Source organism: Brevundimonas sp. Br13 (genome assembly GCF_055391505.1).
The window spans coordinates 2,652,728-2,670,965 of record NZ_AP044008.1; the positions used below are offsets into that span (position 1 = coordinate 2,652,728).

At 67.3% G+C, this 18,238-nt stretch carries 23 protein-coding genes and 1 tRNA gene; 11 read left to right on the forward strand and 13 right to left on the reverse strand.

Translation table 11 applies throughout. From position 1 onward, the window contains the following. Positions 1-14: 14 nt before the first annotated feature. Positions 15-458 carry a hypothetical protein gene (locus ACZ5M6_RS13175; protein ID WP_464158871.1) on the forward strand — a complete coding sequence of 148 codons (444 nt, stop codon included), beginning with the start codon at positions 15-17 and terminating at the stop codon, positions 456-458. Next, positions 455-832, forward strand: a complete 378-nt coding sequence (locus ACZ5M6_RS13180) for a hypothetical protein (protein ID WP_336968373.1) — start codon at positions 455-457, stop codon at positions 830-832. The genes ACZ5M6_RS13175 and ACZ5M6_RS13180 overlap by 4 nt, the downstream gene beginning before the upstream one ends. Positions 833-860: 28 nt before the next feature. Here ACZ5M6_RS13180 and ACZ5M6_RS13185 read toward each other — a convergent pair whose 3' ends face one another. Continuing rightward, positions 861-1,004: a hypothetical protein gene (locus tag ACZ5M6_RS13185; RefSeq protein WP_464158872.1), complete on the reverse strand. Its 144-nt coding sequence runs from the start codon at positions 1,002-1,004 to the stop codon at positions 861-863. A gap of 95 nt (positions 1,005-1,099) precedes the next feature. Here ACZ5M6_RS13185 and ACZ5M6_RS13190 point away from each other — a divergent pair, with 95 nt between their 5' ends. The 3 genes from ACZ5M6_RS13190 to ACZ5M6_RS13200 are packed head-to-tail and all read left to right on the forward strand — an operon-like array spanning position 1,100 to position 2,464. After that, positions 1,100-1,816, forward strand: coding sequence for a M15 family metallopeptidase (locus ACZ5M6_RS13190; protein ID WP_464158873.1), 717 nt, complete (start codon positions 1,100-1,102; stop codon positions 1,814-1,816). Beyond that, complete coding sequence (locus tag ACZ5M6_RS13195; protein ID WP_464158874.1) at positions 1,813-2,223, forward strand: hypothetical protein; 411 nt, start codon at positions 1,813-1,815, stop codon at positions 2,221-2,223. Before ACZ5M6_RS13190 ends, ACZ5M6_RS13195 begins: the two co-directional genes overlap by 4 nt. Beyond that, entirely contained in the window at positions 2,147-2,464 is a 318-nt protein-coding gene (locus ACZ5M6_RS13200; protein WP_464158875.1) for a hypothetical protein, read from the forward strand. The genes ACZ5M6_RS13195 and ACZ5M6_RS13200 overlap by 77 nt, the downstream gene beginning before the upstream one ends. Before the next feature lie 89 nt (positions 2,465-2,553). Here the strand turns inward: ACZ5M6_RS13200 and ACZ5M6_RS13205 are convergent, their stop codons facing one another. The 7 genes from ACZ5M6_RS13205 to ACZ5M6_RS13235 form a co-directional block, all read right to left on the reverse strand. Next, complete coding sequence (locus ACZ5M6_RS13205; RefSeq protein ID WP_464158876.1) at positions 2,554-2,760, reverse strand: hypothetical protein; 207 nt, start codon at positions 2,758-2,760, stop codon at positions 2,554-2,556. 12 nt (positions 2,761-2,772) lie between these two features. After that, positions 2,773-3,669 carry an SDH family Clp fold serine proteinase gene (locus ACZ5M6_RS13210; protein ID WP_464158877.1) on the reverse strand — a complete coding sequence of 299 codons (897 nt, stop codon included), beginning with the start codon at positions 3,667-3,669 and terminating at the stop codon, positions 2,773-2,775. A gap of 131 nt (positions 3,670-3,800) precedes the next feature. Next, entirely contained in the window at positions 3,801-4,505 is a 705-nt protein-coding gene (locus ACZ5M6_RS13215) for an SOS response-associated peptidase (RefSeq protein WP_464158878.1), read from the reverse strand. A gap of 22 nt (positions 4,506-4,527) precedes the next feature. Beyond that, positions 4,528-4,866 carry a hypothetical protein gene (locus ACZ5M6_RS13220; protein ID WP_464158879.1) on the reverse strand — a complete coding sequence of 113 codons (339 nt, stop codon included), beginning with the start codon at positions 4,864-4,866 and terminating at the stop codon, positions 4,528-4,530. Then, complete coding sequence (locus tag ACZ5M6_RS13225; protein WP_464158880.1) at positions 4,863-5,060, reverse strand: hypothetical protein; 198 nt, start codon at positions 5,058-5,060, stop codon at positions 4,863-4,865. The genes ACZ5M6_RS13220 and ACZ5M6_RS13225 overlap by 4 nt, the downstream gene beginning before the upstream one ends. Beyond that, a complete protein-coding gene (locus ACZ5M6_RS13230; RefSeq protein ID WP_464158881.1) occupies positions 5,057-6,232 on the reverse strand; it encodes a tyrosine-type recombinase/integrase in 1,176 nt (391 codons plus the stop codon). Before ACZ5M6_RS13230 ends, ACZ5M6_RS13225 begins: the two co-directional genes overlap by 4 nt. A gap of 219 nt (positions 6,233-6,451) precedes the next feature. Beyond that, a tRNA-Ser gene (locus tag ACZ5M6_RS13235) sits at positions 6,452-6,543 on the reverse strand. 123 nt (positions 6,544-6,666) lie between these two features. Between ACZ5M6_RS13235 and ACZ5M6_RS13240 the strand changes: the two genes are divergently transcribed. From ACZ5M6_RS13240 to ACZ5M6_RS13255, 4 genes are read left to right on the forward strand one after another with little or no spacing between them, the layout of a single operon-like run. Beyond that, a complete protein-coding gene (locus ACZ5M6_RS13240; RefSeq protein WP_464158882.1) occupies positions 6,667-8,172 on the forward strand; it encodes an exopolysaccharide biosynthesis polyprenyl glycosylphosphotransferase in 1,506 nt (501 codons plus the stop codon). Positions 8,173-8,183: 11 nt separating this feature from the next. After that, positions 8,184-9,629 (forward strand): lipopolysaccharide biosynthesis protein, encoded by a 1,446-nt coding sequence (locus ACZ5M6_RS13245; RefSeq protein WP_464160126.1) that lies wholly within the window; start codon positions 8,184-8,186, stop codon positions 9,627-9,629. Next, entirely contained in the window at positions 9,626-10,567 is a 942-nt protein-coding gene (locus ACZ5M6_RS13250; RefSeq protein WP_464158883.1) for a glycosyltransferase family 2 protein, read from the forward strand. The genes ACZ5M6_RS13245 and ACZ5M6_RS13250 overlap by 4 nt, the downstream gene beginning before the upstream one ends. Beyond that, positions 10,567-11,496, forward strand: coding sequence for a glycosyltransferase family 2 protein (locus tag ACZ5M6_RS13255; protein ID WP_464158884.1), 930 nt, complete (start codon positions 10,567-10,569; stop codon positions 11,494-11,496). Before ACZ5M6_RS13250 ends, ACZ5M6_RS13255 begins: the two co-directional genes overlap by 1 nt. Here the strand turns inward: ACZ5M6_RS13255 and ACZ5M6_RS13260 are convergent. Together ACZ5M6_RS13260 and ACZ5M6_RS13265 are read right to left on the reverse strand one after the other, a co-directional pair. Further along, positions 11,493-12,194 carry a P-loop NTPase family protein gene (locus ACZ5M6_RS13260; RefSeq protein WP_191559029.1) on the reverse strand — a complete coding sequence of 234 codons (702 nt, stop codon included), beginning with the start codon at positions 12,192-12,194 and terminating at the stop codon, positions 11,493-11,495. The two genes, ACZ5M6_RS13255 and ACZ5M6_RS13260, sit on opposite strands and share 4 nt — an antisense overlap. 65 nt (positions 12,195-12,259) lie before the next feature. After that, positions 12,260-13,699, reverse strand: a complete 1,440-nt coding sequence (locus tag ACZ5M6_RS13265; protein WP_464158885.1) for a GumC family protein — start codon at positions 13,697-13,699, stop codon at positions 12,260-12,262. Between the two features lie 121 nt (positions 13,700-13,820). Between ACZ5M6_RS13265 and ACZ5M6_RS13270 the strand changes: the two genes are divergently transcribed. Further along, positions 13,821-14,582 (forward strand): polysaccharide biosynthesis/export family protein, encoded by a 762-nt coding sequence (locus tag ACZ5M6_RS13270; protein ID WP_333896498.1) that lies wholly within the window; start codon positions 13,821-13,823, stop codon positions 14,580-14,582. A gap of 19 nt (positions 14,583-14,601) precedes the next feature. Here the strand turns inward: ACZ5M6_RS13270 and ACZ5M6_RS13275 are convergent, their stop codons facing one another. Both ACZ5M6_RS13275 and ACZ5M6_RS13280 read right to left on the reverse strand, forming a co-directional pair. Beyond that, positions 14,602-14,913 (reverse strand): sel1 repeat family protein, encoded by a 312-nt coding sequence (locus ACZ5M6_RS13275; RefSeq protein WP_152950594.1) that lies wholly within the window; start codon positions 14,911-14,913, stop codon positions 14,602-14,604. 172 nt (positions 14,914-15,085) lie between these two features. Then, on the reverse strand, positions 15,086-15,811 hold the full coding sequence (locus tag ACZ5M6_RS13280; protein WP_464158886.1) for a glutathione S-transferase N-terminal domain-containing protein: 726 nt from the start codon (positions 15,809-15,811) through the stop codon (positions 15,086-15,088). A gap of 175 nt (positions 15,812-15,986) precedes the next feature. On the opposite strand from ACZ5M6_RS13280, the gene ACZ5M6_RS13285 reads away from it, so the two are divergent. After that, positions 15,987-16,574 carry an RcnB family protein gene (locus ACZ5M6_RS13285; protein ID WP_182713496.1) on the forward strand — a complete coding sequence of 196 codons (588 nt, stop codon included), beginning with the start codon at positions 15,987-15,989 and terminating at the stop codon, positions 16,572-16,574. 99 nt (positions 16,575-16,673) lie between these two features. Here ACZ5M6_RS13285 and gatB read toward each other — a convergent pair whose 3' ends face one another. Continuing rightward, the gene (gatB, locus tag ACZ5M6_RS13290; RefSeq protein WP_182713497.1) at positions 16,674-18,176 is read right to left on the reverse strand and encodes an Asp-tRNA(Asn)/Glu-tRNA(Gln) amidotransferase subunit GatB; all 1,503 of its coding nucleotides are present in this window, start codon (positions 18,174-18,176) and stop codon (positions 16,674-16,676) included. Positions 18,177-18,238: the final 62 nt, after the last annotated feature.

Here is an 18,238-nt window from a genome sequence, read left to right on the forward strand (position 1 = left end):
ACCCTGGAGGCGAGATGCCTGACGAAATCACGGCGCCGCTGGCGTCGCCGGGCGGTATCGCCGCGCTGTTGACGGCCGTGGGGTTCGGGGGCGTGCTGACGGCCCTGATCAACCGGCCGTCGCGCCGGGCGGTGGACGCCACGGCGGCGAAAGATGAGGCCACCGGCGGGGCCGCCGTGATCGCCGCGACGGCCAACGCCTTCACCGAAGTGACCAGCGGCCTCCGCGAAGAGATCGAGCGGCTTCAGCGCGTCGCGGTGACGTTCGAAGCCGATCTGGCGGCCGCCCATGAGCGCGCCGTGGCCCTGGAGGCCCAGGTGCGAAAACTGACGGCGGATCTGGAGCGGGTGCGGCGGGAGCGGGACCAGGCGCTGGAAAAGGCCGAGATCGCAAACGGCGAGGTTCGCCAGCTGCAACAGGTGATCACGTCGCTGAGGCGAACGGAGGAACAGCCATGACCGACCCGGAAGCCGCCAAGGCCATGGAGGCCGTCGCCGCCGCGACCAAGGGGGCCGACACGCCCGAGGCCGCCTCTGTCGTCACCCGGCCGCCGGAAGCGGCGGTCAAGATGCTGGCCTGGGCCGGTCCGGCCCTGTCGGTCATGATCATGTCGATCGTGGCGGCCCTGGCGTCGGCACCGGCCTGGCGCTGGCTGGGTCTGCCCGAATGGCCCGATGAGGTCGCCGCCGTCCGGGTTCAGGCCCTGGCCTGGATCGCCGGGGCTCTGGTCGCCATCCTGGGCGTCGTCGTCTTCCGGCTGGCGTCCGGCGGGCTGAAGCGGGTCGAGGCCAAGGCCGGTCCGGCCGGGCTGACGGTCGAGACGGGCGACTGACGAACCCGGTTCGCGAACGGCGTGCGCGTCAGGCGAGGATTCGGGCGAGGGCGAAGGCGCCGATGGCGACCGCCAGCCACAGAGCCGCGCCGCCCAGGACGGCAGCCCAGGGCCATGACCGCCTGTTGTCGTTCTGAGGCTGTTTCAGGCCCGTCGACCGCTCCTCCGACATCGTAAAACCCCCGTCTTTCGCGACAACCATAGATGCGGCACACCACGACCACAAGTCATGGCTGACCCCTGCGTCACCAGGCGGCGTGGGGCGGTTTGGAAGACGATACGCCGTTCATCTACGACTGGCCGAAACGACGCCGGCAGCGGTTCAAGCCGCTGGACAGCGATGCGCTGAACATCTGGGCGCACGGGCGGACCTGGTGCCCGCGCGCCTTCTATCCCCCGCCACTGAACCCCTTCTGGTGCAGGCTGCGTCCCTGCCCGGCCGGATGGCCGGACGGCGAGAACGCGGCCTGCCCGCTGATGCCCTCATCTGAAACTGGAGAGTCCACCATGGCCTTTGTCCTAGGCGCGAAGTCGCGCGCCGAATTGAACGGGGTTCACCCCGACGTCGTGCGGTTCGTCGAGTTGACGCTCAAATATTCGACGCAAGATTTCAGCGTCCACGACGGGCTGAGAACCGAGGCCGAACAACGGGAATATGTCCGCACCGGCGCGTCTCAGACCATGAACAGCCTGCACCGCAAGCAGGCTGACGGCTGGGGCCATGCCGTGGACCTGGTGCCGTTCATCAACGGAAAGCTGCGTTGGGAATGGGGGCCAATCTATGTGATCGCGGCGGCCGCGAAGCGCGCGGCGGCGGATCTGAACGTGCGCATCCGGTGGGGCGGCTGCTGGCAGGAACTGTCGCAGATCAAGGGCGCCGCGCCTGACGACATGGAACGGGCGGTGGCCGCCTATGGCGCCGAGCGGCGCAGGGCCGGAAAGAAGGCCTTCACCGACGGCCCGCATTTCGAGCTCGTCCTGTGATCCGCGCCCTTCTCGCCGCCTTAGCTCCCTGGGCGCTCGCCGCCGTCGTCGGCGCCCTGCTTTGGACCTGGACGCCGCTCATCGGACCGGCCGCCCGCTACGCCCGTCTGGAAGCCGACCGCGACGCCAAGGCCGCCGCCGCCAAGGCGTGGGAGGCCCACGCGCGCGGCTGGATGGCCAGCTTCCACGCCGCCGAGGGCATCCGTCGCGACGAACGCCAGAACAGCCGCATGGCGACCGAACAGCTGGCCGCCCAGTGCGACGCCCGCGTGGCCCAGGCCCGTCAATCCGCCCGCGTCATCGAACGCATCGTCACCAAGGAGCCGACCTATGATGAGACCCGTTGTCCTGTCCGCAGCCTCGTTGATCCTGGCGAGCTGCGGCGGGCGCTCCAGCCTGCCGACTGAGCCCATCGTCCAGCCGGCGGCGAAGTCGATCGATGCCCGTCTCTGCGCCCCGCTGAAGCCTGAGCCACCGGTCGAGGGCTCCATCGTCCAGCCGGTGACGGCGGCCGAGGCGGACGCCACCCGCGATCACCTGGCGAGCGACGCCGAGGCGCGCGCCTGGGGGCGTGAGGGATGGGAGCGGGCGGCGGTCGCGGCGGAGCCATGTGAGCCGCCTCCGCGGGTGCCGCCGCGACCGGGCTAGGGTCCCGATTTGCAGACAATGCAAAACAGCGTCGAGCCTAAGCTCCGCTATCGAGCGCCCGTCGTCCGAAAGGGCGACGCGCTTTCGTCTTAGATGCTTGCCCGGTTGAAAATCGCGCGTTTGGATCCGACCTTCAAATCGCTGATGGATTTAGGCGCTCCAAACGACGGAAGCGCGGGCCCCTTGGCGATTCCGGCTTCCCGAAGTTTCTGTACGTCTGACAGCACTTGTCGGACCCCGTCAATGCCGGCAGCGGCGGTAGGGTTCAGGCGGAGGATTTCGTTAATATCAGCCATGCTTTGCATCCTTCAGAAAACGAAACGGCCTTCGTGAGTTTGGACGGCGTAGTTCCAACCGCGTCGTCCCATATAGTCCTTTAAGAGCCTATAATAGGCGGAAATACGCCTATTCAGTTCGGCATGTTCCGGGTCTCGCCCAAAATCTTCGACCACAAGGCCCAACGTATTTCGCACCACGTCGATCGAGAGACCACGTCCGTGGGAACGCCAGAGCTTGGTATCGTTCAGCTTTTCAGCCACGCTCGCTGCGCGTTCGGTCCTCATTTCAGGCGTGACTGGAATTTGACGCCCATTGGTGATTGTCCAGTTCTTGAACTTGTATTGCACCAGCCACTGTTTAAGTAAATCGACACCGTGCTCGCGGGCCTGCTCGAGCCAATGGAGTTGGGCAGGATCGAACTTGTCGAGCAGGAACGCTAGCTCGGCTTGGCTGAGGTCGCCCCGGGCTGACTTATCAATGATTTCCTTATATTTTTCGAGGTATCCCAACCCTGGCACCCATGCGCCGCTTGCGTTCTCAATCTGCGGATCGATGGGCCCCAGCACCGAGTAGTAATCCATCAAAATCCGGTCACCACTCATGACTAGGATGGTGCCTGCCGACATGGCCCGATTAGGGATGAGGAACGAGATTTCGCCGCGCGGATAATGGTGCCTAAGGACCGAGACGATACGCTCGGTCGTCTCAATGGATCCGCCATCGGTCTCGAGTACTATCAAAAGATTTTCTCTTTTGCCCTCAAGGTCATCCATGAGCTGGCGGATAATATCATCGAACGGCGTCATGATTGGATGGATGCACGCTATGACGTCGGCGTTTGCACACTCCTCCACCTTCTTCAGGCGCTCAATCAGCTCGCTGTCGATGTAGTTGTTGGACGCAGTGACGTCGCTCGAATCTGACATTCTTCCCCCCAAGCTGTTCCATGGTGTTGCACAACCATGGATAATCTCGCAACAGCGTTTGTGGCCAGTGATGTTGGATAGAGCCTAGATGGCAGCCCCAGTGGTAGTGCTGATCCAAATGATCTGCACCGCTAGATCGCTACCAGCGCCCCGTCCGGCAACGCCCGCTGAAGCCGCTGCGCCTCCGGCCACGGATCCGTCATCCAGGCTTCGATCTCATCCGGCTTGGTTAGGATCACCGGCATGGCCTTGGGGTGAACCGACTTCACCGGCTCGCTGGGGTCGGTCGTCAGGAAGGCGAAGAGGTCGGCGGTTTCCAAGCCCGTCTTGATCTTGCGCACCCCCTGCCATCCCTGAAGGTGGATGCCGGCGAAGAAGGCCAGGGGCTCGGGATCGTCGCCGGCCAGCTTGAACCACACCGGCCGATACTTGCCGGCGGCGTCGCGGCCGGGCTCGCTGAAGGCCGTGAAGGGGACCAGGCAACGGTGGGCCGGCTCCAGCCAGCGTTTCCAATGAGCCGAGGCAGTGTTGCGGACATTGGTCGTGCCGCTGTCCGGCTCCCTCTTAAGCAGCTCCTGGAAGTCGAACTCGGCGCCCTTGGCGCGCAGCTTATCGGCGCGCTTGGTCGCCGCCTCATAGACGGCCCTGGCCGACGACGGCATGCCCCAGCGGGCCAGGGCCAGTTCGCGCACGCCGTTCGCGTCGGTCCGCACGATCGGCGCGGCGTAATCAGGATAGACGTCGCCCGGCGCCAGGTTGCCGACCGAGGACGTCATGGCCTTGGCCATGTCCATGATGGCCTGGGGGCCGGTGCGCTGGCGATAGAGGTTGCACATGGGCGAACGCTGACACGGCGCGTCAGGTTTGTGGAGTCCGTCGCGCCGCTCTCTGGGCCGCGCGTCGGCTTTGGACCTGTCGATAGGTGAACAGCCAGTCGCTGTGCGCCTGAAACCGCGCGACCCCGGCCGGGGTCAGCAGCCATTGGGCGCGAAGGCCCCGGTGGATCTGAAACCGGATCATGCCCAGACAGTCGCCGTTCGTGCAGAACGGCAGGCGATCGACCAGGGAGAAGTCGCGCCCCTTAGCGGCGGCGATGCGTTGCAGATCGACGTCGGCGAAGTCGCCGCAGCACTCACAGTGGCGCGTGGTCCGGATTTCCTCATCGATCAGCTCGCCGACGGTGCATCGCGGGATCACGTCGCCGGCGACAGCAGACCCAGCCTGGCGGCGTCGGCGATCAGGCGGGCGTTCTCGGCCGGGTGCAGATAGACCACGTTCGACCCCGGCGCGGGCGTCGGCGGCAAATCCGGGTGCGGTGGCAGGCAGACAATGCGCGCCTCCAGTTCGGCGATCAGCCGAAGGCGCTCAGAGAGCGGCAGGGGTTCGGTCATGAGCGGGCTCTGAGGGGGTGAACGTTCGTGGCTGGCGTGACGCCGGTGCAATGATCGGCCCATGCTTCCATGAGCATCCGACGCTTGGCTAGGGCACTGCTCCGCCGATAGGCCTGTTCCGCCTTGTCCCCGACGAGATGGGCGAGCGCCTCTTCCATCGTTTCCCGTGCGAAGCTCGTGCAGTCGCCGGCCCAATCTCGGAAGGAAGACCGGAATCCGTGGACGGTAGCTCCCTCGATCTTGTTGGCTTTCAGCACCTTCGACAGGGTCATGTCGCTCATGGGCCCGTTCCAGCCAGGAAAGATCAGGCCGGACCGCACGCTCGCAGGGGTCTCATTCAGCAGTGCGAGCGCGGCGCCAGAGAGCGGTTCGTAATGATCCCTGCCCCCCTTCATGCGCTCCGCCGGGATAACCCAGAGATCGCCTTTGATCTCGCTCCAATCCGCGCCCCTCACCTCGCCCGAGCGCTTGGCTGTCAGGATCAGAAAACGCAGAGCTCGCGCCGATCCGCTTGATCGGCTGGCCAGCAGGGTGACGAGGGCCGGCACGTCGGTATAGTGCATGGCCGCGAAGTGATCCTTGTTCCGCTCGGCGCGGGGCAGAAGAGCAGACAGATGCCCTTTCCATCGGGCCGGGTTCTCACCTTCGCGCAATCCGCGGACCTTGGCCGCGTCAAGCACCCGCTCTATCCGAGACCGGACCCTCGTCGCCGTCTCAGCCTTGGATGACCAGATCGGCTTCAGCGCCTCGAGAACCATTTCCGTGTCGACCGACGACACGTCCGCTTTCCAAATCCTGGGCGCGTGCTGGGTCAGGGACGCCTCCCACTGGCCTCTCTGCTTGGGGGATCGCCAGCTGGGCTCGAGCGAATCCATCAGGTCGTTGGCGACCGCAGAGAAAGTGCGAGAGGCAGGTGGAATGAGCGACAGCCGCCGTTGCTCAATCGGATCCAGCCCGTCCGCCAGCATCCGCCGCGCGGCCTCAGCCGCCTTTCGGGCATCAGCGAGGCCGACGCGGTCCAGGCTCCCCAAACCCATCTCCCGCCGCTTCTTGTGCAGATGGAAGATCCAGACCCATCGGCGGGCGCCGGTCTGGTCGATGCGCAGATAGAGGCCGTCGCCATCGGCGTAGAGGCCTGGCTCCTTGAGGGCGAGAGCGCCCTTGCTGGTCAATCTGCTCGTGGTCCGCGCCACCCTGGCCTCCGTGAACGTAAAGAGAACATAGAGCAGCGACAGAACCGGACGCCACCCTAAGCCCGCCCTAAGCTCCGCCCTAATATCGGACGCTGGCTTGCTGCGGACTGCTGTGGACTACGACGGACAAAAAGCCCTGATTTCTAGGGCCTGCCGGGATTGTCTGTGGATTGCTGCGGACCCCTGCGGACGGGGTGGTGGCGGAGACGGAGGGATTCGAACCCTCGGTACCCCTTACGGGGTACGACGATTTAGCAAACCGTTGCCTTCAGCCACTCGGCCACGTCTCCAGCGAAGGGCTCGATAGCGGAGCCTGATGCGTCGTGCAATCCGCTTCGCGCGAAACGACGATGTTAACGTCACATAGAGGGCCGGGCGTGCAGGGTGGCGACTGTACGACGCCACGGATATCCATGCCTGACTGCGCCTCCTCTCTCGCCGCGCCCGCCGCCGCGACGCCGCCGGGCGACGCGGGCGAGGCGCGCGCCCAGCGGGGTCCGTTCCGGCCCGAGGTCTGGCTGAACGCGCGCCGTCGCTCCAGCGTGCGCCTGGCCGCCCACTGGTTTCGGGCCCTCGACGTGACGGTCGCCGTCGGCCTGGCGGCGCTCGTCCTGTGGGCGCTGGAGTCGATCGATCTGCGAACCCTGCCGGTCGGCGCTGTCCTGCCCCTCGCCGTCGGAGTGACGGCGGTTCTGGCCCTGCTGCGGGGCCTGGACCTGTATCGATTCGAGCCGGAGCGGTCGCCCCTGGTCCATCTGGCGGCGGTGCTCGCGGCCCTGGGCCTGGCGATTGCGGCCGCCGTGACTGTGGGCTGGGCGCTGCAAGGCGACGGCCTGGGTCCGGTCCTCCCCTGGGGCCTGACGGCGGCGGCGGCCCTGACCGGTCTGCACGGTCTGTGGCTGATCCTGGTCGGGCGCTGGCGCCGCCAGGGCGCCCTGTCGCCCAACATCGTCATAGTGGGAGCCACACGAAACGCCCAGGCCCTGATCGAACGCGCGCTGGAGCGGCGGGACCTGAACGTCCTGGGCGTGTTCGACGATCGGCTGGCGCGTTCGCCCAGCCGGCTGGCCGGAGTGCCCGTGCTGGGCCGGGCCGACGCCCTGCTGAGCCACCGGATGCTGCCCTATGTCGATCATATCGTACTGGCCATCGACCCTGAGGCCGGGCCGCGCGGGCGCGACTTGGCCCGTCGGCTGGAGACCCTGCCCACGCCCGTGGCCATCCTGGTCGATTCCGAAGCCGGCCGCGACGATGCGCTGAAGCGGCTGGCCGGGGGCCGCCTGGCGCCGCTCGGCAACACGCCCAGCGACGAGCGCCGGGCCTTCGTCAAACGGCTTCAGGATCTGGTGATCGGCGGCCTGGCCCTGATCGCCTCGGCGCCTCTGATGATTCTGATCGCCCTGGCGGTCCGTCTGGACAGTCCTGGGCCGATCTTCTTCCGCCAGCGGCGACACGGCTTCAACCAGGAGGCCATCGTAGTGTGGAAGTTCCGCTCGATGCGCCATGCCGCCGCCGACGCCACCGCAAGCCGCCAGGTGGCCGTCGACGACGACCGCGTCACCCGCGTCGGCCGCTTCATCCGCGCCACCAGCCTGGATGAGCTGCCCCAGATCTTCAACGTCATGTCCGGCGAAATGTCTCTGGTCGGTCCCCGGCCCCACGCCATCGGCATGAAGACCGGCGAGACCGAATCCGCCCTCATGGTGGCCGAATACGCCCACCGTCACCGCATCAAGCCCGGCATCACCGGCTGGGCCGCCGTCAAAGGCTCGCGCGGCCCGGTCCACACCGAGGCCGAGGTGCGCCGCAGAGTCGAGCTGGACATCGACTATATCCAGCGCCAGTCCTTCTGGCTGGACCTGTGGATCCTGCTGATCACCGTGCCCGTTCTGCTGGGCGACCGGACCGCCGTCAGGTGAGCGAGAAACGCATGTTCTGGCGCGGCGTCTGGGGCTATCTGCCGGCCCAGATCGTTCAGGGCGTGGTCGGCTTCCTGACCATCGTCGTCTTCACCCGCCTGCTCAGCCCCGAGGATTTCGGCCGCTACGCCCTGGCCTTTTCGGTCACCAGCCTGGCCCATACCGTCAGCTTCAGCTGGCTGGAGGCGGCCATGGCCCGCTTCTGGGCGGCCGAGCGCACGCCGGGCGGCCTGGCGACCCATTTCGCCAGCCTGTACCGCACCTCCTTCGCCGTCATCGCCGTCTTCACGCCGGTCGCCGCCCTCGCCGTCTGGCTTCTGCCCCTAAGCCCGGCCTTCAAACTGGCCCTGGCCTTCGGCTTGGCCGGAGCGCCCATCCGCAACCTGGCCAAGCTGGCGCAGGAGCGGTATCGCGCCGCCGGCGAGGTGTCCAAGGCCGCCACGGTCGATATGGCCGTCGCTGTCCTGGGCTTTCTGGTCGGGGCCGGGTTCGCCCTGGCCGGCGCGGGCGCCGCCTCGCCCCTGCTGGGCCTGATGATCGCCCCCCTGTTCGCCCTGCCCTTCATCCTGCCGGGCGAACTGCGCCAGTCGGCCGGCGGAACCGTGGATCGTGCGCGGCTGAAGGCCTACGCCGCCTACGGCTATCCCATCGCGGCGTCGCTGACCCTGGCCCTGGTCCTGGCCTCGACCGACCGGTTCCTGTTGGCGGCCTTCCTGGATGCGGCGGCGGTCGGCGCCTATCACGCCAGCTACAGTCTGGCGAACCGCACCCTGGATGTGATGTTCATCTGGCTGGGCGCGGCAGGCGCGCCGGCCATGGTCATGGCGCTGGAGCGCGGCGGCCGCGAGGCCCTGCGCCAGACGGCGCTGGAACAGGGTTCGACCCTGATCCTGATCGGACTGCCCGCCGCCGTCGGCCTGGCCCTGGTGGCCCGCCCCCTGGCCGAGCTGATGATCGGCCCCGAGCTGCGCGTCGCCGCGACCCTCGTCACGCCATGGATCGCGGCCTCGGCCTTTCTGTCCGGCCTGATCGCCTATTATTTCGGTTTCGGCTTCACCCTGGGCAAGAAGACCGGCCTGCTGCTGGTCACCATGGCCGTCCCCGCCGTCGCCAACATCGGGCTGAACCTGATCCTGATCCCTCGTCTCGGCGTGCTGGGCGCCGCCGTCGCCACGGCCCTCAGCTTCGCCATAGGCCTGGTCGCCTGTCTGCTCATAAGCCGCCGCGCCATCGCCCTGCCCATTCCGTGGGAGGCCCTGGTCCGTTGCGGCCTGGCCTCGACCGGCATGGCCCTGGTGGTCTGGCGCCTTCCGCCGCTGGGCGGTTTCATCGAACTGATGCTGGACGCGAGCGTCGGCGGACTGGTCTATGCGGCCCTGGCGCTGACGCTGAACGCCGCAGGGGTGCGCGACGTGCTGAACCGACTGATCAAGGCCCGACGGAGCGCGACGGCATGAGCGGCTCCCGCGCCGATATCCACGACAACCCCGGCTGGGTCGGCGCCCGGCCCGAACTGTCGGTCCTGATCCCCTTCCTGCGCGACGATCCCGAACCCCTGTTGCGCCGGCTGGATACGGAAGGCGCCGCCGTCGCCGGCCGGGCCGAGCTGATCCTGCTGGACGACGGCACGGGCGACCCTGGTTTGACTGCCCGGCTGAAGGCGACGCTGGACGCCCTGGCCCTGCCTGCCCGCCTCGTCACCCTGTCCGCCAATGAAGGCCGGGCGCGCGGTCGCAATCGCCTGACCATCGCCGCCCGCGCCGGCTCGTGGCTGTTCCTCGACAGCGACATGAAGCCCGACAGCCCCCGCTTTCTCCAGACCTGGATCGAGCTGATCGCGCGCGACGATCCGGCTGTAGCCTTCGGCGGCTTTTCGCTGAAGCAGGCGCCGCGCGACCGCCGCTTCGCCGTCCACCGCGCCCTGTCCGGCGCCAGCGAATGCGTCCGCGCCGCCCAGCGCGCCAAGACGCCCGAGAAATACGTCTACACCTCCAATCTCTTGGTGCGTCGCGACGTCTTCGCCGTCGAATCCTTCGACCCCGGCTTCACCGGCTGGGGGTGGGAGGACGTCGAATGGGCCATGCGGGTCGCCCGCCGGTTCCAGGTGATCCACATCGACAATCCCGCCACCCATATGGGCCTGGACACGGTGCCGGACCTGGCGCGCAAGTTCGACCAGGGTGCCGCCAACTTCGCCCGCGTGGTGGCCCTGCACCCCGACATCGTCCAGAACTACCCCAGCTACAGGGCCGCCCGCGCCCTGAAACGCCTGCCGTCCCTGCCCCTGATCCGTCGCCTGGCCAGGGGCGCGGCCCTGTCGCCTCTGTTGCCGACCCGCACCCGCGCCTTCGCCCTGCGCCTGTACCGGGCGGCCGTCTATGCGGACGCGATCTGATGCGGGACGTCGCCGTCCTCATTCCCACCCTGCGTCGCCCCGCCATGCTGGAGCGGGCCCTGCGCTCGGTCTTCGCCCAGGTCGGGTCGCTGGACCGAATCGCCGCCGTGGTCGTCGCCGACAATGACCCCGACGGTTCGGCCTCGGCCGTGGTGGAGCGGCTGCGGGGCGAGGCGCCGGTTCCCCTGACCTACGCCCACGCGCCCGTCCCCGGCGTCGCCACCGCCCGCAATGTCGGCCTGGCCGCCACGGACGCCCCCCTGATCGCCTTCCTGGATGACGACGAGGCCGCCTCCCCCGGCTGGCTGGCCGCCCTTTTGCGGGCCCAGGCCCAGACCGGCGCCGAGGTCCTGTTCGGTCCTATCCGGGGCCGCGTGCCCGAGGGTACGGGCTGGACCACCGCCTATCTGGAGCGGTTCTTTGGCCGCGACGGCCCGGCTAAGACCGGCCTGACCGACCAGATCCACGGCTGCGGCAACAGTCTGATGGTCCGCGCCACGGCCCTGCCCGGCGACGCCCCTTTCGACACGGCCATGAACGAGACCGGCGGCGAGGACGACCGCCTGTTCACCGCCCTGCAGGCGCGCGGCGGCCGGTTCGGCTGGGCCGCCGACGCCTGGGTGGACGAGTTCGCGCCCCCCGACCGCGCCACCCTGAACTACGCCCTGCTGCGCGCCTTCGCCTATGGCCAGAGCCCCAGCCAGCTGGCCGCCGCCCGCCGCGACTGGCCCGGCGTCGCCCGCTGGATGCTGATCGGCGCTGCCCAGACCGCCGTCTGGGGCCTCGTCTCCCTGACCCTCGCCCTGCTCCGCCGCCCCGCCCGCGCCGAAACCCTGGACCGCACCGCGCGCGGCCTGGGCAAGGTCTTCTGGACAAAAGGGTTGGAGCCGAAGCTCTACGGCGCGGCCATGCTTCGCAAAGCCGCTTAACCCGCCAGCCGGGACAGGAATTTGGGCGGCTTATAGGTCGAACGGTTCATGACCACCCCGGCGATACGACCGCCGACAGCCTCGATCTCGTCGCGCAGGATGACCGGGGCGCTCGCGCTCGCCCCGCCGGCCGCGACCACCAGAACCGTCATATCGACGAAGGGCGCCAGAATGATCGCCATGTCGTTGCGGTCCGCCGCCGGGCTGTCGATGACGATGGTGTCGGCGTGCGGCCTCAGGGCGTCCCAGTAGCGCGGCTCTCCCACCGCCTCGACGCGGTGTCCCGAGCGCAGGGCCTCCATGTGAAACCGCGTCGTCCACAGCCGTCCGCCCAGGCAGGGCCGCGCGGTCAGCAGGCGCGCCGGCGGAACCGGCTTGCCGTCCCGCCCCGTCGGCGCCGGCGTGACCGCGAAGAAGCTGGAGCCATCGGGCGAGGCCTGGGCCGGCTTGCCCAGCTGCCCGAACCGGTCCGGTTCGGCGGCGATGGCTTCAAGCTGTCCTTGCTGCGCCAGATCGCCGTCCACCAGCCAGACCGGCTTTCGCGCCCGCACGGCGGCCAGCCGGGCGTATTCGCGCGTGACCGTCGATACGCCTTCACCGGTCGTGGCGGCGGCGAACTGGATCACCCGGGCGCGATGCGCCGGGGCCGGCCCCAGCGCCGCCCACAGACCGGCCATTTCGGACGTCAGATCGACCATCGAATCGCTATGCGCGCTCCACCACGCGCCACAGTATCACGGCCGCCCGCCCAAGCCCCACCGACCTAGTGCGCCTTGGCGGGAGCGACCGCCAGGACTGGCACGTCCAGAGTACGGCGCACCGAGTCGGGCGTCGAAAATCCGCGCCGTGTGAAGATCCTCAGCAGGCCGATGCACAGGGCGGTGAAGGCGGCGAACAGGAAGACGGCGGCCAGGGCCGGCGCCTTCAGGCTCTTGCCCGTCGCCGGGGGCTGGGCCCGTTCGATCACGGTGACGTTGTCGGCGCCGGCGGCGACCAGGGCGTTGTCGGCGCGGCTCTGGCTTTCGCGTTGCTGAAACTCGCGGATGTTGGCGGTCAGGACCTCGCGGTTGCCCGCCAGGGTCGCATTCTCAGACTCCAGGGCCGTCAGCCGCGCCTGTCGCGACCGAATGTCCGAGAGCTGCCGATCCAGGACCGCCAACCGGGCCGCCAGGGCGTCGCGGTCGGCCTGGGTGTTGATTCGGGTCGTCTCCAGCTCGGTCCAGACCGGGTTGGGTCCAGTGCGAACCTCCTTAGGCCCGACCGCCGTTCCGCTGGCGACATAGGCTTGCAGTTGGGCGATCCGCGCCTCGATGTCCTTCACCGGCTGGGCGTCGGGCTGATAGCGCGACAGCAGCTGCTGGCGTTCGGTGCGCAGTTGCAGCACCTGATCCTGGGCCGAGATGTTCAGGTCCTGCTGCAGGGCGACCTCGGCCGGCGTACTGGCCTGCAGCGCCACGAGCGTGCTCAGCCTCTGGCTGGTCTGGTTCAACTGGCTCTGCGTCGCCATCCGATCGGCGAAGGTCGTCTGATAGGTCGCTGCCAAGGTGGCCTTGGCGGCGGCGAAGTCGCCGATGTCGTTCGACGTCAGAAACTGCTCATAGGCCCGGTCCGCGGCGTTCAGATCCTCTTCAAACGCAAGGCGCTGGCTGGCGATGGCCGGGGTCTTGTCCTGAAAGACTTCGCGACGATAGGCCAGATACTGATCGATCACGCTGTTCAGGATGCGGGCCGCCTGCTGAGGATTATCCGCCTTGTAGCTGACGCGGATGACCGCGCTGCCCGGCGCCGTCGCGACGTTCAGGCTGGAGCCCAGCACCTTGCTGGCCGCCGCCTTCGACTTTTCCGGCGCGCCCTTGGGCGCCCTGCCCAAAATGACCTGGGGGCCCAAGGCGTCGATGACGCGCTGGCGCACCTGGCCCGAACTGAGGATGGCCGCTTCGGAGTTCGCCACCTCGTCGCCCTGCGGCGCCTGCCCCCGTTCGGCCGTCCCCACGCGGGGTTGATAGACATATTCCTGGCCGACGCCCGCGAAGACGGCGCCCTGGGCCGTATAGGTCTTCTTCAAGGTGAAGACGGCGGCGGCTCCCAGGACGAAGATCAGCAGGAAGACGACGACCATCAAGAGCAGTTCGCGGAACAGCAGGCCGACGACGTCCAGCACGCCGTAGCGCGGTCGAGTCGTGACATAGGCCGTCGAACGCATGGCGAGCGAATCCAGGAAACTCTTGATCGACGCCACCTTTCGCTGACCGGCGTTAACCATCGGTTACCCATAAGGGGCGAGGCTGTGATCCATCCTCTTTCCCGGCGGACCAACCGATTCCATGACGTCAGATCGCCGACTGTTCCTGCTGGCCCTCGGATCGGCCGCCGCCACCTTGGCGGCATGCGGCGGCGGGGCTGCCGGCCGAATGCCCCGCCCCATCGACCGCACGCAAAGGGTCCAGCCTTCCAGCCGCGGGGATTTCCCCAACATACCGTTCGCCGACTGGACCGACGAAGAGCCTGAATATCTGCTTTACCCCGGCGATGAGATCGAGGTGGCCCTGCCCACCGCCGCCGAACTGACGCGAACGCTGAAGGTCGGACCTGACGGCCGCGTCGCCCTGCCCCTGATCGGCCAGGTCATGGCGGCGGATCGGAGCCTCTCTGAGTTGGAACATGCGGTGTCTGCGGCCTATGGGTCGCAACTGCTGCGCCCGACGGTGGAGGTGACCCTGCGCCAGGCCGGGCCCATTCGGGTCTGGGTGGATGGCGAGGTCCGCACGCCGGGCGTGATCGAAATGGTCGGAGACCTGGACGCGCACCAGGCCGTCATTCAGGCAGGCGGCCTGCTGCCCACAGGCAAGGCGGAACGGGCGGCCCTGATCCGGCGCGGCCCTGGCGGCGCGCGCATGATGCGGGTGATCGATCTGCGTCCCCGGCGGGGCGAGGTCGTCGCCCTGAGGCGCGGCGACATCATCTTCGTGCCGCGTTCGACCCTTGGCGAACTCGCCGCCTTCTTCACCCAGGTGCGCTCGGCCATGCCGATCGGCTTCAGCTATTCGATCAACGGCTCGAACGGCGCGGGTTACGCCAGCTTCTGAGGCGTAACCGTCTCTGCGGTCAGGCGACCAGACGAACCACGCCGGTGTCGATGTAACGGCGCGCCGCCTTCTGGGCCTCGGCGATCTCTTCGCGATCCATCTCCTGGCTCATCTCGCGGCGGTAAACGCGCGCCTCGATCGAACCCTTCATGGCCGCCAGGTTGAAGATCATGTGGGCCGAGACCCGGTCCATCGGACAGCCGCCCGATCCGGCCGAATACATCATGCCCAGCTTGAACAGCTCGTCGCCCGACATGTCGGCAGTCGGCAGGGGCAGTTCATCCGTCTGCGCGCCGGCCGCCAGGTCGTGCGCCATTTCTTGCGCTTGCATCACCACATCTCCTGAACGAACGCCCTTCTGGGTCCGTCTCTGATGACGCATCAAATACCGCTGGTTTGAAGTTAAAGTTAACGCCGAAAGCCCGTGCAGGACTTTTCAGTAAAGCGAGAATGAATACTCCAGACTCGATTCATAAATCCGAAATCGTTCGGAAACCTGTCGTTTACGCGGGGCGCGCCCGCTGGCCGAAGAGGATAGCCCGCGCCGCCTCGGCGGCCTTTCCAGACCCGCCGGCGTTTCCGCGCCGGTCTTCCAGCACCGCCCTGCCCGCCCTGACAGCCGGCCGGGCGCCGACCCGCTCAAGCCAAGCCGCCAGACGGGGGAACTCGGCCAGATCCTGACCTTGGAGACTGGGCAGTATCCAGGGCCAGGCGGCCATGTCGGCGATGGAATAGTCTCCGGCGAGATAGTCTCGATCCCGCAGGCGGCGATCCATGACGCCATAGAGACGATGGGTCTCGTTCGTATAGCGCCGGACGCCGTAGGCGATCTGGCGCTGATCCTTGATCATGGCCGGAGCATATTGGCGGAAATGGTGGGTCTGTCCGGCCATCGGCCCGAGGCCGCCGACCTGCCAGAACAGCCATTGATCGACCTCTACCCGCGCCCGCATGTCGGTCGGATAGAAGAGGCCCGACTTGTTTCCCAGGTACTGGAGGATGGCGCCGGATTCGAAGATCGAGATGGGCGCGCCGCCGGGTCCGTCCGGATCGACGATGGCCGGCATCCGACCGTTGGGGCTGATCGCCTGGAAAGCCGGCTCGAACTGTTCGCCGACGCCGATGTTCACCGGCCTGACCTCATAGGCCAGGCCCATCTCCTCCAGCGCGATGGAGACCTTCCACCCATTGGGTGTGGGCCAGTACCAGAGCTGGATCGGCGCGTTCATTAGACGATCTCCATTGAGCCTTGCGGACATCTGGGTCGGCGGCCTCGCCTGCGCAACGTCCGTCGATTAATCCTGACACGGTCATTCAGGAGGCGTTCAGACGCAAAGCCGGACTTTGACGTCATTAACGGGTGCTTTCGTCCTCTCGGCGGAAGGCCCAGATTGGAGCACGCTGATGAAACGCCTTACCAAGGCCGCCGTCGTCGCCCTCGCCCTCTCCGCTACCGCCGTTCCGATGATGGCCCAGGCGCAGAGCCGCGACGACCGGCGCGAATATCGCCAAGACCGCCGGGACGACCGCCGCGACTATCGCAACGAACGCCGCGACGATCGACGTGACTGGCGTCAGGGCGAATACCGGGATCGCCAGGAATACCGCCACGATCGCCGCGATGACCGCCGCGATTATCGCGTCGAACGCCGGGATGATCGTCGCGACTGGCGTAACGACCGCTGGGACCGCAACAATCGCGACTGGTGGCGAGGTCGGTCCGAGTTCCGCGGCTACAACGGGCCTCGGTCGGGCTACTGGTACGCCCCCAGCTACGGCTACTACCGCGTCGAGCCGCGCTACTACGGCTATCGGTGGCGGACCGGCGCCTATCTGCCGGCCCGGTATCGGACCTACTATGTCCGCGACCCCTATTTCTACGGCCTGCGTCCGGCGCCGCACGGCTATCGCTACGTCCATGCCGGCAGCGACATTCTTCTGGTCGCCGTCGCGACGGGTCTGATCGCCAGCGTCCTTTCGAACGTCTATTGATCCGACCCGGGGCTGAAGCGCGGTTCGAATGAAGAAGGCCCGGAGAGCGATCTCCGGGCCTTTTTTCAGAGGTTCCGTCAGACGGGGCGGAGGCGGAGGTCAAAGCCCCAGCTTGGCCTTCAGGATGTCGTTGACGGCGGCCGGATTGGCCTTGCCGCCCGTGGCCTTCATGACCTGGCCGACGAACCAGCCGAGAGCCTGAGGCTTTTCGGCGACGGCGGCGGCCTTGTCCGGATTGGCGGCGATGATCTCGTCGACAGCCTTCTCGATGGCGCCGGTGTCGGTCACCTGTTTCAGGCCGTGCTTCTCCACCACCTCGGCCGGCGAGCCTTCGCCGTTCCAGACGTGGTCAAACACCTCCTTGGCGATCTTGGAGGAGATGACGTTGGTCTCGATCAGTTCGACCAGCTGGGCCACATGGGCGGCCGGCAGCGGGTTCTCGCTGAAGTCCTTGCCGTCGGCGGCCAGACGCGCCGACACCTCGTTCGTCACCCAGTTGGCGACCAGCTTGGCGTCGCGACCCTGAGCGGCGGCCTCGAAATAGTCGGCCTTGGCCTGTTCCGAGATCAGCACGATGGCGTCGTACTGGGACAGGCCGTACTGGCTCATCAGACGTTTGCGCTTGTCGTCCGGCAGTTCGGGCAGAGACGCCTTGATCTCGGCGATCCAGGCCTCTTCCAGGTCCAGCGGCAGCAGGTCGGGGTCGGGGAAGTAGCGGTAGTCCTGCGCCTCTTCCTTGGAGCGCATCGACCGCGTTTCGCCCTTCACCGGATCGAACAGGCGGGTTTCCTGAATGATCGAACCGCCGTCCTCGAGGATCTCGATCTGGCGGCGCGCCTCGTACTGGATCGCCTGGGAGATGAAGCGGAACGAGTTGACGTTCTTGATCTCGCAGCGCGTGCCCAGGAAGCTGAAGTCGCCCGTGGCCTTGAACTTCTCATAGTTGCCGGCGCGGCAGACCGAGACGTTCACGTCGGCGCGGAGGTTGCCCTTCTCCATGTCGCCGTCGCAGGTGCCTAGATAGACCAGGATGGTCCGGATCTTCTTGACGTAGGCGACCGCCTCTTCCGGCGTGCGCAGGTCAGGCCGCGAGACGATCTCCATCAGGGCCGTGCCGGCCCGGTTCAGGTCGACATAGCTCTCGGTCGGCGACAGGTCGTGGATCAGCTTGCCCGCATCCTGCTCAAGGTGCAGCCGCTCGATGCCGACGTTGAAGAAGCTGCCGTCCTCGGCCTCCACCTCGACCACGCCTTCGCCGACGATGGGGTAATAGAGCTGGCTGATCTGATAGCCCGTCGGCAGGTCGGGGTAGAAGTAGTTCTTGCGGTCGAACTGGCTGCGCTTGTTGATCTGCGCACGCAGGCCCAGACCGGTCTTCACCGCCTGTTCGACGCAGTGCTTGTTCAGGGTCGGCAGCATGCCGGGGAAGCCGGCGTCCACCAGCGAGACCTGTTCGTTCGGCCCCGCGCCGAAGCCGACGGCGGCGCCGGAGAAGAGCTTGGCCTTGGAGGCCACCTGGGCGTGGATCTCCAGCCCCATGACGATTTCCCAATCGCCGGTGCGGCCCTTGATGGTTTTCGGGTTCGGAACAGTGTCGGTCATGGGGTCGTCCTAGCGCCGTCGGCGGCGGCGAGAAAGAGGCTGTCTTGAGGGTGTCGCGAAAT

Excerpts from the sequence above, each read along its gene's own strand:
- ACZ5M6_RS13175 (WP_464158871.1), top strand. The coding sequence starts at position 15 with ATGCCTGACGAAATCACGGCGCCGCTGGCGTCGCCGGGCGGTATCGCC.
- ACZ5M6_RS13180 (WP_336968373.1), top strand. The coding sequence starts at position 455 with ATGACCGACCCGGAAGCCGCCAAGGCCATGGAGGCCGTCGCCGCCGCG.
- ACZ5M6_RS13185 (WP_464158872.1), bottom strand. The coding sequence starts at position 1,004 with ATGTCGGAGGAGCGGTCGACGGGCCTGAAACAGCCTCAGAACGACAAC.
- ACZ5M6_RS13200 (WP_464158875.1), top strand. The coding sequence starts at position 2,147 with ATGATGAGACCCGTTGTCCTGTCCGCAGCCTCGTTGATCCTGGCGAGC.
- ACZ5M6_RS13205 (WP_464158876.1), bottom strand. The coding sequence starts at position 2,760 with ATGGCTGATATTAACGAAATCCTCCGCCTGAACCCTACCGCCGCTGCC.
- ACZ5M6_RS13210 (WP_464158877.1), bottom strand. The coding sequence starts at position 3,669 with ATGTCAGATTCGAGCGACGTCACTGCGTCCAACAACTACATCGACAGC.
- ACZ5M6_RS13215 (WP_464158878.1), bottom strand. The coding sequence starts at position 4,505 with ATGTGCAACCTCTATCGCCAGCGCACCGGCCCCCAGGCCATCATGGAC.
- ACZ5M6_RS13225 (WP_464158880.1), bottom strand. The coding sequence starts at position 5,060 with ATGACCGAACCCCTGCCGCTCTCTGAGCGCCTTCGGCTGATCGCCGAA.
- ACZ5M6_RS13240 (WP_464158882.1), top strand. The coding sequence starts at position 6,667 with ATGCCTGACTGCGCCTCCTCTCTCGCCGCGCCCGCCGCCGCGACGCCG.
- ACZ5M6_RS13245 (WP_464160126.1), top strand. The coding sequence starts at position 8,184 with ATGTTCTGGCGCGGCGTCTGGGGCTATCTGCCGGCCCAGATCGTTCAG.
- ACZ5M6_RS13250 (WP_464158883.1), top strand. The coding sequence starts at position 9,626 with ATGAGCGGCTCCCGCGCCGATATCCACGACAACCCCGGCTGGGTCGGC.
- ACZ5M6_RS13255 (WP_464158884.1), top strand. The coding sequence starts at position 10,567 with ATGCGGGACGTCGCCGTCCTCATTCCCACCCTGCGTCGCCCCGCCATG.
- ACZ5M6_RS13260 (WP_191559029.1), bottom strand. The coding sequence starts at position 12,194 with ATGGTCGATCTGACGTCCGAAATGGCCGGTCTGTGGGCGGCGCTGGGG.
- ACZ5M6_RS13265 (WP_464158885.1), bottom strand. The coding sequence starts at position 13,699 with ATGCGTTCGACGGCCTATGTCACGACTCGACCGCGCTACGGCGTGCTG.
- ACZ5M6_RS13270 (WP_333896498.1), top strand. The coding sequence starts at position 13,821 with ATGACGTCAGATCGCCGACTGTTCCTGCTGGCCCTCGGATCGGCCGCC.
- ACZ5M6_RS13275 (WP_152950594.1), bottom strand. The coding sequence starts at position 14,913 with ATGCAAGCGCAAGAAATGGCGCACGACCTGGCGGCCGGCGCGCAGACG.
- ACZ5M6_RS13280 (WP_464158886.1), bottom strand. The coding sequence starts at position 15,811 with ATGAACGCGCCGATCCAGCTCTGGTACTGGCCCACACCCAATGGGTGG.
- ACZ5M6_RS13285 (WP_182713496.1), top strand. The coding sequence starts at position 15,987 with ATGAAACGCCTTACCAAGGCCGCCGTCGTCGCCCTCGCCCTCTCCGCT.
- gatB (WP_182713497.1), bottom strand. The coding sequence starts at position 18,176 with ATGACCGACACTGTTCCGAACCCGAAAACCATCAAGGGCCGCACCGGC.